The organism is Streptomyces sp. NPDC051582 (genome assembly GCF_040681715.1).
GTDB lineage: Bacteria > Actinomycetota > Actinomycetes > Streptomycetales > Streptomycetaceae > Streptomyces.
The window spans coordinates 139,703-153,317 of record NZ_JBFAZJ010000001.1 but is presented as its reverse complement, the minus strand read 5'-3'; the positions used below and the strand labels follow the sequence as shown (position 1 = coordinate 153,317).

The window sequence follows — 13,615 nt, the reverse complement described above, 5'->3', positions numbered from 1 at the left end:
AGATGGTGGCACGGACCGACGTGCGGGCGGGGCATCAGGGTGCGTGCCGGTACGGAAGGAAACCTTCCGGGAACCGGTCCGTGATGTACGGCACCATGGGCGCCATGAGCGAGGAGCTGCCCGAGTACGCGGAGCGGGTGCTGGAGGCGGCCGAGCGGATTCCGCCCGGCCGGGTGATGACGTACGGGGACGTCGCCGAATGGCTCGGCGAGGGCGGACCGCGCCAAGTCGGGCGCGTGATGGCCCTGTACGGGGGAGCCGTGCCCTGGTGGCGCGTGGTGCGGGCGGACGGCCGGCCGCTGCCCGGCAGCGAGATCCGGGCCCTGGAGCACTACCGCGTGGAGGCCACGCCGCTGCGGCTGACCACCGGCGGCGAGGCCCGGCTGAACATGCCGCGGGCGCGCTGGGACGGGCGGGAGGAGCACGCCGCACGGGACGAGGGTCACATCTGACAGCTTCGGCCATGCGGGGCCGGGGCGGGCGGTCGAGCGCCCGTACGGGCGACGGCCCGCGGCCCCTCGGCCGCGCCCCCGGGGGACTGCGCGGGACCCGGCGGTTGCCGTAGCGTTGCCTCTTCGGCTTCGGCAGGCGCGGCGGCGACCGCGGCATCCGCGGCGGCCGCAGCAACCGCAGACCCACCAGGACCTGGACCGGCACCCCACGTGATCACCTCTCCATCCGACCGCTCCGAGCGGCGGCGTACGCGGACCCCTGACGCGTACCGCCTCGTGCGCACCGGGCCGCAGCGGGTGGATCCCCCTGTTCTGGACGCAGCGCAGCGGGCGGTGGTTGATCACACCGGCGGCCCGCTTCTCGTGCTGGCCGGACCGGGCACCGGGAAGACGACCACGCTGGTCGAGGCGGCCGCGGCCCGGGTCGAGGCGGGGGTGGACCCGGCCCGGATCCTCATCCTCACCTTCAGCCGCAAGGCGGCGGTGGAACTGCGCGACCGGGCCGCCCTGCGGCTCGGCGGCGCGCGCGCCCCGCAGGCCACCACCTTCCACTCCTTCTGCTACGGACTGGTCCGCGCCCACCAGGACACCGACCTGTTCGCGGATCCGCTGCGGCTGCTGTCGGGCCCGGAGCAGGACGTGATGGTCCGCACCCTCCTGGACGGCCAGCGCCGGATCCGCTCCATCCGCTGGCCGGACGACCTGCGGGCCGCGCTCACCACGCGCGGCTTCGCGGACGAGGTCCGCGCGGTGCTCGCCCGCGCCCGCGAGCTGGGGCTCGGCCCGGCGGCGCTGGACGCGTTCGCGACCCGGCTGGGCCGCCCGGACTGGAAGGCGGCGGCGGCCTTCCTGTCGGAGTACCTGGACGTCCTGGACATGCAGGGCACGCTGGACTACGCCGAGCTCGTCCACCGGGCCGTCCTCCTCGCGGAGCGCACCGCGTCCCTCTCCCTGTCCTACGACGTGATCTACGTGGACGAGTACCAGGACACGGACGCCTCCCAGCTGCGGCTGCTGCGGGCCCTGGCGGGACCCGCTGGCACGCTGGTCGCCTTCGGCGATCCCGACCAGTCGATCTACGCCTTCCGCGGCGCCGACATCAACAACATCCTGGACTTCGAGGGCTCCTTCCCCGGCGCACAGGTGCGGGCCCTGACCGTGGGCCGCCGCTCGGGGGCGAACCTCCTGGCGGCGACCCGCCTGCTGACCACCCGCATGCCGGTCCCGCGCCTGCCCGCGGCGGCGGTCCGCGCGCACCGCGGGCTGACCCCGGTGCGCGAGGGCGGCGGGGTCGAGGTGTTCACGTACCCCACGGCCGGGGCCGAGCTGGACAACATCGCCGACATCCTGCGCCGGGCCCACCTGGAGGACGGCGTGCCGTGGCAGGACATGGCCGTACTGGTCCGCTCCGGCGGCCGCACCCTCCCGGCGATGCGCCGCGCCCTGATCTCGGCGGGAGTCCCGGCGGAGACGGACGGCACCGACACCCCGCTGCGCCACGAACCGGCGACGGCCCCCCTCCTGACGGCCCTGCGCACCGCCGCCACTCCGGTCCGGGCGGCCGCCGGGGAACCCGCCCCGGCCGCCGAGGTCCCGGAGGCGGACCTTCAGGCGGCTCCCGAGGCGGACCTTGAGGCTGCCCCCGAGGCGGAGGCCGAGCCCGCGCCCGCCTCCGAGCCCGCGCCCGCCTCCGAGCCCGCGCCCGCCGCGGGCGACCGGCACGACGAAGGGTGGATCGGCGTCGAGGCGGCGCTCACGCTGCTCGGCTCACCGCTCGGCGGCATGGACGCCGCCGACCTGCGCCGGCTCGGGCGGGCCCTGCGCGACGAGGAGCGGGCCGCCGGCATCAAGGTGCCCGCCCCCTCCGACGTCCTGCTCGCCCGCGCCCTCGCCGAGCCCGAACGGCTCACCGCCCACGACCCCGCCTACGCCCGCGGAGCGCAGCGCCTCGGGCTGCTCCTGCGCAAGGCCCGCGAGCTCCTCCAGGGCGGAGGCACCGCCGAAGAGGCCCTGTGGACCCTGTGGGACGGCACCTCCTGGCCCGACCGCCTGGAGCGCCGGGCCCGCCGCGGCGGAGCTGCCGGCCGCAACGCCGACCGCGACCTCGACGCCGTCTGCGCGCTCTTCGACACCGCCGCCCGCGCCGAGGACCGCACCGGCGGCCGCGGCGCCCTCAACTTCCTCGAACAGCTCGAAGCCGAGGACATCGCCGGGGACACCCTGACCGGCAAGGCCACCCGTGCCGAAGCCGTCCGCCTCATGACCGCCCACCGCTCCAAGGGCCTGGAGTGGCGCCTCGTCGTCGTCGCCGGGGTGCAGGAAGGGCTCTGGCCCGACCTGCGCCGCCGCGGCTCGCTCCTCGAAGCCGACCGCATCGGCCGGGACGGCCTCGCCGAGCCCCTCACCCCCGGCGCGCTCCTGGCGGAGGAGCGCCGCCTCTTCTACGTCGCCGCGACCCGCGCGCGCGAGCGCCTCGTCGTCACCGCCGTCAAGGCCCCTGCCGAGGACGGCGACCAGCCCTCCCGCTTCCTCACCGAGCTCGGGGTCACCCCGAAGGACGTCACCGGCCGTCCCCGCCGCCCCCTCGCCGTCCCCGCGCTCGTCGCCGAACTGCGCGCCACCACCGTCGACCCCGACGCCTCGCCCGCGCTCCGCGAGGCCGCCGCCCGCCGCCTCGCGCGCCTCGCCGCGCTCACCGACGAGGACGACCGCCCGCTGGTCCCCGCCGCGCACCCGCAGCGCTGGTGGGGGTTGTACGAGCCCACCCGCAGCAGCGTCCCGCTCCGCGACCGCGAGCGGCCCGTCGCCCTCTCCGGCTCCGCCCTGGACCAGCTCGCCAACACCTGCTCCCTCCAGTGGTTCCTCGGCCGCGAGGTCAAGGCCGACGCCCCCTCCACCGCCGCCCAGGGCTTCGGCAACGTCGTCCACGTCCTCGCCGACGAGGTCGCCTCCGGCCGCACCCCCGCCGACCTCGCCGTCCTGATGGAACGCCTCGACTCCGTCTGGGACGCCCTCGCCTTCGACGCCCCCTGGAAGTCCCGCCAGGAGAAGGACAACGCCCGCGCCGCCCTGGAGCGCTTCCTGCGCTGGCACACCACCGACCGCGGCGGCCGGGAGGCCGTGGCCACCGAGCACGACTTCGACGTCACCCTCGAAGCGGGCGAGTACGCCGTCCGCATCCGAGGCTCCATGGACCGCGTCGAGGCCGACCCGCAGGGCCGCGCGTACGTCGTCGACTTCAAGACCGGCAAGGGCGCCCCGACGAAGGACGAGGTCGCGCGACACCCCCAGCTCGCCGTGTACCAGCTCGCCGTGCGCGAAGGAGCCGTCGACGAGGTCTTCGACGGGGTGCGCCCCGAGGCGGGCGGCGCCGAACTGGTGCAGCTGCGCCAGGGCGCGGCCCAGCGGGACGGCGGGGACACGGTGCCCAAGATCCAGGCGCAGCAGCCGCCGGACGGCGCGTGGGTCGGCGACCTCCTCGCCACCGCGGCCGGCCGGGTCCTGGACGAGCGCTTCGCGCCCGCCGCCGGCAAGCACTGCGACCACTGTTCCTTCCGCAGTGCGTGCAGCGCCCGCCCCGAGGGCCGCCAGACGGTGGAGTGAGTCGCTGCGTTCACCGGTCGGCGACCGACCGGCCGGTGAGACGGCGGCCGGGAGTGTCGGTGGATCGGGCTAGCCTCTATCAGGTGTCCGCGCGTCCGCCCGTCCTCACCGACCCCGAGCAGCTCAAGGAGCTCCTCGGCATCCCCTTCACGCCCGAACAGCTGGCCTGCGTCACCGCCCCCGCGGCCCCCCAGGTCATCGTGGCCGGCGCCGGCTCGGGCAAGACCACGGTCATGGCCGCCCGCGTCGTCTGGCTCGTCGGCACCGGAGCCGTCGCCCCCGAGCAGGTCCTCGGCCTGACCTTCACCAACAAGGCGGCCGCCGAGCTCGCCGAGCGGGTACGAAAGGCCCTCGCGCGGGCCGGCATCACGGACCCGGACCCTTCACCGGCCGATCCCGACGCGGCTGGCGGCGAGCCGCGCATCTCCACGTACCACGCCTTCGCCGGGCAGCTCCTGAAGGACCACGGCCTGCGCATCGGCCTGGAGCCCAGCGCCCGCCTCCTCGCCGACGCCACCCGCTTCCAGCTGGCCGCGCGCGTGCTCCGCGAGGCCCCGGGCCCCTACCCGGCGCTCACCAAATCCGTCCCCGACCTGGTCAGCGACCTGCTCGCGCTCGACGGGGAGCTCTCCGAGCACCTGGTGACCCCCGACGAGCTGCGCGCGTACGACACCGAGCTCCTCGACACCCTCGCGGCCACCAGGCTCACCAACGAAGACCTGCGCAAGGTCCCCGAGGCCGTGCGCGGCCGCCTCGAACTGCTGGAGCTGACCGAGCGCTACCGCGCCGCCAAACGCTCCCGCGACCTGCTCGACTTCAGCGACCAGATAGCCCTCTCCGCGCAGCTGGCCACCACCCGGCCCGAGGTGGGGGAGCTGCTGCGGGAGGAGTTCAGGGTGGTCCTGCTCGACGAGTACCAGGACACCTCCGTGGCCCAGCGGCTGCTGCTGTCCGGCCTGTTCGGCGGCGGCAGCGGGCACGCGGTGACCGCCGTCGGGGACCCCTGCCAGGCGATCTACGGCTGGCGCGGCGCGTCCGTGGCCAACCTGGACGACTTCCCCGAGCACTTCCCCCATGCCGGCGGGCGCCCGGCGACCCGGTTCTCGCTGAGCGAGAACCGGCGCAGCGGCGGCCGCCTCCTCGACCTGGCCAACGAGCTGGCCGCGCCGCTGCGCTCCATGCACGAGGGCGTCGAGGCGCTGCGGGCGGCGCCGGGGGAGGAGCGGGCCGGTTCCGTGCGCTGCGCGCTGCTGGAGACGCACGCCGAGGAGCTGGAGTGGCTCGCGGACTCGGTCGCGCACCTGGTCCGTACGGGAACGGAGCCGCGCGAGATCGCGGTGCTGTGCCGCTCGGCCCGGGACTTCGCGCAGATCCAGGCCGTCCTGGTGGCCCGGGACGTGCCGGTGGAGGTCGTCGGGCTGTCCGGGCTGCTGCACCTGCCCGAGGTCGCGGACCTGGTCGCGGTGTGCGAGGTGCTCCAGGACCCGGGCGCCAACGCCTCGCTGGTCCGGCTGCTCGTCGGCCCGCGCTGGCGGATCGGCGCGCGCGACCTGGCCCTGCTGGGGCGCCGGGCGCGGCAGCTGATCGGCCGTACGCCGGGCGAAGTGGATCCCGACGAGCGCCTCGCGGCGGCGGTGGAGGGCGTGGACCCGGCCGAGGTCGTCTCGCTGGCGGACGCGCTGGAGACGTTCCTGGACGGTTCCTCGGCCGCCTCGGACGACCTGCCGTTCTCCGCCGAGGCCCGGGTCCGCTTCGCGCACCTGGCCCAGGAGCTGCGCGACCTGCGGCGCTCGCTCGCGGATCCGCTGATGGACGTACTGCACCGGGTGCTGGCCGCGACCGGCCTGGAGGTGGAGCTGTCGGCCTCGCCGCACGCGCTGGCGGCCCGGCGCCGCGAATCGCTGTCCGGTTTCCTGGACGTGGCGGCCGGCTTCGCCTCCCTGGACGGCGAGGCGTCCCTGCTGGCCTTCCTCGGCTTCCTGCGTACGGCCGTCCAGTACGAGAAGGGCCTGGACCACGCCCTGCCCGGCGGGGAGAACACCGTGAAGGTGCTCACCGCCCACAAGTCCAAGGGCCTGGAGTGGGACGTGGTGGTGGTCCCGGACCTGTGCGCGGGCTCCTTCCCGAAGGAGAAGGCGCCCGAGCCGTGGACCTCGTACGCGAAGGTCCTGCCGTACGCCCTGCGCGGCGACGCGGCCACCCTTGCGGACGACCCGGCGTGGACCTCGGCGGGCCTGAAGGCGTTCAAGTCCTCGCTGAAGGAGCACAAGGCGGTCGAGGAACTCCGCCTGGGCTACGTGACCTTCACCCGGCCGCGCTCGCTGCTGCTGGCCTCGGGGCACTGGTGGGGCCCGACGCAGAAGAAGCGCCGGGGCCCGTCGCCGTTCCTGTCCTCCCTCCACGACCACTGCGCGGCGGGCAACGGGGAGATCGAAGCCTGGGCCCCGGAGCCGGATCCCGACGCGCAGAACCCGTCCCTCGCCACGGAGTCCACCCCGGACCTGTCCTGGCCGCTCCCCCTGGACCCGGCGTCCCTGAGACTCCGCCGCGAGGCGGCGGCCCTGGTCGAGGCACACCTGGCCGCCCCCCGGCGCGAACCCGCCCCCGCGCCGAACGGCCACCTCTGGCCCCCGCACTGCGAGGAGCCGTCGTACGCCGAGGAGCCGGACGGGGAGGACCTCTGGGCGGCGGACGCGGCGAGCGTCCCGCACCCCCGCAGCGGGTCGGCCGCCCCGCGCGGCGAGGGGGACCGGACCGTGGGCCCGACCCCGCCCGGTGACGCCCCGTGGCCCGCCGACGAGCCCTGGCCCGACGAGCCCTGGCCCGACGACCCCTGGGCCGAAGGCCCCTTGGCCGACGACCCGTGGGCCGGGGAACCCGCGCCCGCTCCGGCCCCGCCGCCCGGGGGCACCGTCCCGTACGACGGCGGCCGCGACCACCGGCCCGCCGCGCCGCCCGGCGACCGGCCCCGCGCCCCCCGGCCGGGCGCCCGTACCGGCCCCACCCCCGAGGAGGCCCGGGCCATCGCGTCCTGGGACCGGGACCTCGACGCCTTGGAGGGCGAGCTCCGGCGTGCCCGCGTCGCCGTGCGCGACGTCGAGCTGCCGCCCGCCCTCTCCGCCAGCCAGCTCCTGCGCCTCGCCGCCGACGAGCAGGGCTTCGCCCGCGACCTCGCCCGCCCCATGCCGAAGCCCCCGCAGCCCGCGGCGCGCCAGGGCACGCGCTTCCACGCCTGGGTCGAGTCCCGCTTCGACGAGCTCCCGCTGCCGCTCCTCGACGTGCTCGACCCCGCGACCGAGCTGCCCGGCTCCGACCAGGACGTCGTCGACGAGGCCGACCTCGACTCCCTCAAGGCCGCCTTCGAGCGGAGCGAGTACGCCGACCGCACCCCGCACCGGATGGAGGCGCCCGTCCAGCTCACCCTCGCCGGCCGCGTCATCCGCGGCCGGATCGACGCCGTGTACCGCAACGGGGACGGCTCGTACGAGATCGTCGACTGGAAGACCGGCCGCACCACGGAAGCCGACCCGCTCCAGCTCGCCGTGTACCGCCTGGCCTGGGCGGAAGCCACCGGCACGCCCCTCGACCGGGTGGCCGCCGCCTTCCTCCACGTCCGCAGCGGCCGCGTGATCCGCCCCCGGGACCTCCCCGGCCGGGACCGTCTTGAGCGGATCCTCCAAGGCAAAACGGACACGGACAGTGACCGGCACCCCGGCAGTTAGGCTCGTAGGCATGAGCGAAACCCCGGCGGACAGCGTCGTCCGCACCGTCCGCACGTACATCGACACCCACCGCGCCGCCTTCCTCGAAGACCTCGCCGAGTGGCTGCGCATCCCCTCCGTCTCGGCCCAGCCCGAGCACGCGGACGACGTACGTCGCAGCGCCGAGTGGCTCGCCGCCAAGCTCAAGGAGACCGGCTTCCCGGTCACGGAGGTCTGGCCCACCGACGGTGCGCCCGCCGTCTTCGCCGAGTGGCCGAGCGCGGAGCCGGACGCCCCGACCGTCCTCGTCTACGGGCACCACGACGTACAGCCCGCCGCCGTCGCCGACGGCTGGCACACCGACCCCTTCGAGCCCGTGATCCGGGGCGGCCGCATGTACGCGCGCGGCGCCGCCGACGACAAGGGCCAGGTCTTCTTCCACACCCTGGGCGTACGGGCCCACCTGGCCGCCACCGGCGCCGAGGCCCCGGCCGTGCACCTCAAGCTGCTCATCGAGGGCGAGGAGGAGTCCGGCTCCCCGCACTTCCGGGCCCTCGTCGAGCGCGAGGCGCGGCGTCTCGCCGCCGACGTCGTGATCGTCTCCGACACCGGCATGTGGTCCGAGACCACGCCCACCGTCTGCACCGGCATGCGCGGCGTCGCCGACTGCGAGATCGACCTGCACGGACCCGATCAGGACATCCACTCCGGCGCCTTCGGCGGGGCCGTGCCCAACCCGGCCACCGTCGCCGCCCGCCTGGTCGCGGCGCTGCACGACGCCGACGAGCGCGTCACGATCCCCGGCTTCTACGAGAACATCGCCGAGCTCACGGACGAGGAGCGGGCGCTGATCGCCGAGCTGCCGTTCGACGAGTCCGAGTGGCTGCGCACGGCCAGGTCGCACGCGGCCGCCGGCGAGAAGGGCTACTCCACCCTGGAGCGGGTCTGGGCCCGTCCGACCGCCGAGGTCAACGGCATCGGCGGCGGCTACCAGGGCCCGGGCGGCAAGACGATCGTGCCCGCCTCCGCCCACCTGAAGCTGTCGTTCCGCCTGGTGTCCGGGCAGGACCCGTACGAGGTCGAGGCGGCCGTCCGGGACTGGGTCGCGGCGCAGGTTCCGGACGGCATCCGGCACTCCATCGTCTTCGGCGCACCCACCCGGCCCTGCCTGACCCCGCTGGACCACCCGGCGCTGCAGTCGGTCGTACGGGCCATGGGCCGGGCGTTCGGCGAGAAGGTCCGCTTCACCCGCGAGGGCGGCTCCGGTCCGGCGGCCGACCTCCAGGACGTACTGGAGGCGCCCGTCCTGTTCCTCGGCATCTCCGTGCCGTCCGACGGCTGGCACTCGCCGAACGAGAAGGTCGAGCTGGAACTGCTCCTCAAGGGAGTCGAGACGGCCGCCTACCTGTGGGGCGACCTGGCCGCCTCCCTCGGGAAGCCCGCCTGACGCGCGCACGGCACCACGCGCAGGGCACCAAGCACCGAGCACCGAGCACCGAGCACCGAGCACCACGCACCACCACCAGCACCGAGCACCACCACCCAGCACCACGCACCACACGTACCGAGTCACCGAGCCTGCCTGTCCCACCACCGGGGGAGTTGGAAGTACCTGTGAGCACCCATACCGAGCACCCGATCTCGCTCGCCGCGCCCAGCGGGATCGACCGGGCCGCGCACCACCGCCTCGACGAGGCCTGGCTCGCGGCCGCCTGGAGCCACCCGAGCACCCGCGTCTTCGTGGTCTCCGGCGGTCAGGTCCTGATCGACGACACCCCCGACGGCGGGACCGGCATCGTCATGACCCCGGCCTTCGAGGCCCCGGTCACCGAGACGCACCGCTACTTCCTGGGCACCGACGACGACGGCGTACGGTACTTCGCGCTCCAGAAGGACTCCCTGCCCGGCCGCATGGACCAGTCGGCCCGCCCGGCCGGCCTGCGCGAGGCCGGACTGCTGCTGCCCCCGCGCGACGCCGGGCTGATGGTGCACGCCGTGGCCCTGGAGAACTGGCAGCGGATGCACCGCTTCTGCTCGCGCTGCGGCGAGCGCACCGTGGTCGCGGCCGCCGGGCACATCCGCCGCTGCCCGGGCTGCGGCGCCGAGCACTACCCGCGCACCGACCCGGCGGTGATCATGCTGGTCACCGACGAGCACGACCGCGCCCTGCTGGGCCGCCAGGTGCACTGGCCGGAGGGGCGCTTCTCGACGCTCGCCGGGTTCGTGGAGCCGGGCGAGTCGATCGAGCAGTCGGTCGTGCGCGAGGTGTGGGAGGAGGCGGGCATCAGGGTCGGCGAGGTCGAGTACGTGGCCAGCCAGCCCTGGCCGTTCCCGTACAGCCTGATGCTCGGCTTCACGGCGCGCGCCACGACCACCGAGATCACGGTCGACGGCGAGGAGATCCAGGAGGCCCGCTGGTTCTCCCGCGAGGAACTGCGCGCCGCGTTCGAATCGGGCGAGATGCTGCCCCCGTCGGGGATCTCCATCGCGGCCCGGCTGGTCGAGCGCTGGTACGGGGAGCCGCTGCCGCGCCCGGTCGCGTAAGGCTTCTCACACGCGGAAGGCCCCCGCCGCGACGGGGGCCTTTTCTGTTCACGCGGTGCGCCGGGACGCGACTCAGACGGCGAGGGCCTGCTTGACCTGGGCCAGGCTCGGGTTCGTCATGACCGACTCGGCGCCGGCGGCGGACTTCACGAGCACGGTCGGGACCGTCTGGTTGCCGCCGTTCGCCTTCTCGACGAACGCCGCGGACTCCGGGTCCAGCTCGATGTTGATCTCGTTGTACGCGATGCCTTCCCGGTCCAGCTGGGTCTTCAGCCGGCGGCAGTAGCCGCACCAGGTCGTGCTGTACATCGTGACGGAACCCGTGTCCTGCATGCTGCGCTCTCCTCTGTGGGGTCTGGGTGGTCCGAGTACTCGAACGTACGGGACCCCGGGGCCATTCCCGTACCCGCGGCGGCGCCGGGGCGCCCGAGTACGTCACCTGCGCCGGGTACGTCAAGTACGCCCATACGACGATCGTGCGCACCTGTGGACGACTTTCCCGTCCGCCCCGCGCGACCTGGCAGCATGGCGGGGTGACATCAGCAACGCACCTCACCTCCTTCCCCGCCGGCGCGGACTCGGCCGACGCGGTGCTCCTGGGCCTGGATCCGGAGCAGCGCGAGGTCGCGACGACCCTGCGCGGGCCGGTGTGCGTGCTGGCGGGCGCGGGCACGGGCAAGACCCGGGCGATCACCCACCGGATCGCCTACGGGGTCCGCTCCGGCCAGCTGATGCCGGCCAGCGTGCTGGCCGTCACGTTCACCAACCGCGCCGCCGGCGAGATGCGCGGCCGCCTGCGCTCCCTCGGCGCGGGCGGGGTGCAGGCGCGCACGTTCCACTCCGCCGCCCTGCGCCAGCTCCAGTACTTCTGGCCCAGGGCGATCGGCGGTGAGGTGCCCCGGCTCCTTGAGCGCAAGATCCAGTTCGTCGCCGAGGCCGGCGCCCGCTGCCGCATCCGGCTCGACCGGGGCGAGCTGCGCGACGTCACCGGTGAGATCGAGTGGGCGAAGGTCACCCAGACCGTGCCCTCCGACTATCCGGCGGCCGCCCTGAAGGCGGGGCGCGAAGCCCCCCGGGACATGGCGGAGATCGCCCAGATCTACGGGACGTACGAGCAGCTCAAGCGCGACCGCGGCATGATCGACTTCGAGGACGTGCTGCTGCTCACGGTCGGCATCCTCCAGGACCGCCACGACATCGCCGAGCAGATCCGCAGCCAGTACCAGCACTTCGTGGTGGACGAGTACCAGGACGTCAGCCCCCTCCAGCAGCGGCTGCTCGACCTGTGGCTCGGCGAGCGCGACAGCCTCTGCGTCGTCGGCGACGCCAGCCAGACGATCTACTCCTTCACCGGAGCCACCCCGGACCACCTGCTGAACTTCCGCACCCGCTACCCGCAGGCCACCCTGGTCAAGCTGGTCCGCGACTACCGCTCCACCCCCCAGGTGGTCCACCTCGCCAACGGGCTCCTCGCCCAGGCCAAGGGCCGCGCCGCCGAGCACCGGCTGGAGCTGGTCTCCCAGCGCGAGCCCGGTCCCGACCCGGTCTACGCCGAGTACCCGGACGAGCCCGCCGAGGCCGAGGGCGTCGCCCTGCGCATCCGGGACCTGATCGCGGCGGGCGTCCCGGCCGGCGAGATCGCCGTGCTCTACCGCATCAACGCCCAGTCCGAGGTCTACGAGCAGGCCCTCGCCGACGCCGGCGTCCCGTACCAGCTGCGCGGCGCCGAGCGCTTCTTCGAGCGCGGCGAGGTGCAGAAGGCGCTGCTCGCCCTGCGCGGCGCCGCCCGCTCCGGGGGCAACGACCCGCTGCTCGACGACGTCGTCGAGCTCGGCTCCCAGGTCCGGGCCGTGCTCAGCTCCACCGGCTGGACCACCGAGCCGCCCGCCGGTTCCGGGGCCGTGCGCGACCAGTGGGAGTCGGTGGCCGCCCTGGTCCGCCTCGCGGAGGACTTCGCCCGCGGCCGGCCGGGGGCCACCCTGGCGGACCTGACCGTCGAGCTGGACGAGCGCAGGGCCGCCCAGCACGCCCCGACCGTGCAGGGCGTCACCCTCGCCTCGCTGCACGCCGCCAAGGGCCTGGAGTGGGACGCCGTGTTCCTGGCCGGGCTCACCGACGGCATGCTGCCGATCACTTACGCCAAGACCGACGAGCAGGTGGAGGAGGAGCGGCGGCTGCTCTACGTGGGCGTCACGCGGGCGCGGCTGCACCTGACGCTCTCCTGGGCCCTCTCGCGGGCTCCGGGCGGCCGGGCCTCCCGTCGCCCCAGCCGCTTCCTGAACGGCCTGCGGCCGGGCTCTGCGGCCCCGGGAAGCCGGCCGGGAGCACCGGTGGAGAGAGGGGCCCGCAAGCGCGGGCACCGCGGGCCGACGCTGTGCCGGGTCTGCGGCAAGACCCTGACCGAGGCCGGCGAGCTGAAGCTGATGCGCTGCGAGGACTGCCCGTCCGAAATGGACGAAGGCCTCTACGAGCGGCTGCGGGAGTGGCGCGCGGGACAGGCGGGCGAGCAGGGACTGCCCGCGTACTGCGTGTTCACGGACAAGACGCTCGTCGCGATCGCGGAGGCCCGGCCGTCCGAGGAGGGCGAGCTCTCGATGATCTCTGGAGTCGGCCGCCGCAAGCTCGACCGGTACGGAGCCGAGGTCCTGGCCATCTGCGCAGGTCAGGAGCCTGGAGCCGCGGATGCTGACGACGCGTAGAAACTCGTCGGAAAAATAGTTTGCACATGCCCAGCGAATCCCCATAGGTTCTTAGCAACGGAAACGGTGGCTTCTCCGAAGCTCCGGATCCGTGCTGTACTTATCCGAATACGTATGGGACGGGCCCCCGGGCCACCGTCCCCGAGACGCCGAGAGGAGGCGAGACCAGTGACCAGCTTCATCACCACCACCAAAATGACCGATCGCTCGGTCGCCGCTTCCTGCACGCTCGGCTCCTCCTCGCTCCTCCCGCTCCTGGGTACCGGTCTGTCCGCGATTTCCGCTGACAGCCGCGCCCTGCTGGCCGCGCCCTCCGCGCTCCTGGCGAGCGAGCGGAATGAGCGACCGACCGGGGCATCGGTGGCAGTAGTGGAAGCCCAGGCGCATGGCGCCTATGGCTCCGCTGCCGCAGCCGGTGCCGCCCGTGCCGGATTCACGACGAAGCAGACGAAGCAGCAGCACCACCTGATGTGGGCCTTCCGTGGGCTCGAACCCTGGAGTGATCCAGCCTGATCCAAGATCAGGCCGGCGCCTTCAGGGCCGCGGAACCCCACCCGGGATCCGCGGCCCTTCTGTTTGTCCCCGACCGGGGGACGACAGCACGAAGGAGCCTCGG

Annotated in this window: 8 protein-coding genes; 7 read left to right on the top strand and 1 reads right to left on the bottom strand. The window is 74.4% G+C overall.

Translation table 11 applies throughout. The features are described 5' to 3' along the window. The first annotated feature begins 95 nt into the window (after window positions 1-95). The 5 genes from AB0M92_RS00725 to nudC all read left to right on the top strand — a co-directional run bounded on the left by AB0M92_RS00725 (window position 96) and on the right by nudC (window position 10,300). Window positions 96-452 (top strand): MGMT family protein, encoded by a 357-nt coding sequence (locus AB0M92_RS00725; protein ID WP_366100323.1) that lies wholly within the window; start codon window positions 96-98, stop codon window positions 450-452. 213 nt (window positions 453-665) lie between these two features. Then, window positions 666-4,055: an ATP-dependent DNA helicase gene (locus AB0M92_RS00720; protein ID WP_366100322.1), complete on the top strand. Its 3,390-nt coding sequence runs from the start codon at window positions 666-668 to the stop codon at window positions 4,053-4,055. 83 nt (window positions 4,056-4,138) lie between these two features. Next, a complete protein-coding gene (locus AB0M92_RS00715) occupies window positions 4,139-7,777 on the top strand; it encodes a UvrD-helicase domain-containing protein (protein WP_366099929.1) in 3,639 nt (1,212 codons plus the stop codon). Window positions 7,778-7,787: 10 nt separating this feature from the next. Continuing rightward, entirely contained in the window at window positions 7,788-9,203 is a 1,416-nt protein-coding gene (locus AB0M92_RS00710; RefSeq protein ID WP_366099928.1) for a dipeptidase, read from the top strand. 155 nt (window positions 9,204-9,358) lie between these two features. After that, window positions 9,359-10,300 carry an NAD(+) diphosphatase gene (gene nudC, locus AB0M92_RS00705; protein WP_366099927.1) on the top strand — a complete coding sequence of 314 codons (942 nt, stop codon included), beginning with the start codon at window positions 9,359-9,361 and terminating at the stop codon, window positions 10,298-10,300. Window positions 10,301-10,372: 72 nt separating this feature from the next. Here nudC and AB0M92_RS00700 read toward each other — a convergent pair whose 3' ends face one another. After that, window positions 10,373-10,633, bottom strand: a complete 261-nt coding sequence (locus AB0M92_RS00700; protein ID WP_030153502.1) for a mycoredoxin — start codon at window positions 10,631-10,633, stop codon at window positions 10,373-10,375. Window positions 10,634-10,833: 200 nt separating this feature from the next. On the opposite strand from AB0M92_RS00700, the gene AB0M92_RS00695 reads away from it, so the two are divergent. Together AB0M92_RS00695 and AB0M92_RS00690 are read left to right on the top strand one after the other, a co-directional pair. Beyond that, window positions 10,834-12,999, top strand: coding sequence for an ATP-dependent DNA helicase UvrD2 (locus AB0M92_RS00695; RefSeq protein ID WP_366099926.1), 2,166 nt, complete (start codon window positions 10,834-10,836; stop codon window positions 12,997-12,999). A gap of 114 nt (window positions 13,000-13,113) precedes the next feature. After that, entirely contained in the window at window positions 13,114-13,512 is a 399-nt protein-coding gene (locus AB0M92_RS00690) for a hypothetical protein (RefSeq protein WP_366099925.1), read from the top strand. The last annotated feature ends 103 nt before the right edge of the window (window positions 13,513-13,615 follow it).

Coding starts and splice junctions, on each gene's coding strand:
- AB0M92_RS00725 (WP_366100323.1), top strand. CDS start 96: ATGGGCGCCATGAGCGAGGAGCTGCCCGAGTACGCGGAGCGGGTGCTG.
- AB0M92_RS00710 (WP_366099928.1), top strand. CDS start 7,788: ATGAGCGAAACCCCGGCGGACAGCGTCGTCCGCACCGTCCGCACGTAC.
- AB0M92_RS00700 (WP_030153502.1), bottom strand. CDS start 10,633: ATGCAGGACACGGGTTCCGTCACGATGTACAGCACGACCTGGTGCGGC.
- AB0M92_RS00690 (WP_366099925.1), top strand. CDS start 13,114: ATGGGACGGGCCCCCGGGCCACCGTCCCCGAGACGCCGAGAGGAGGCG.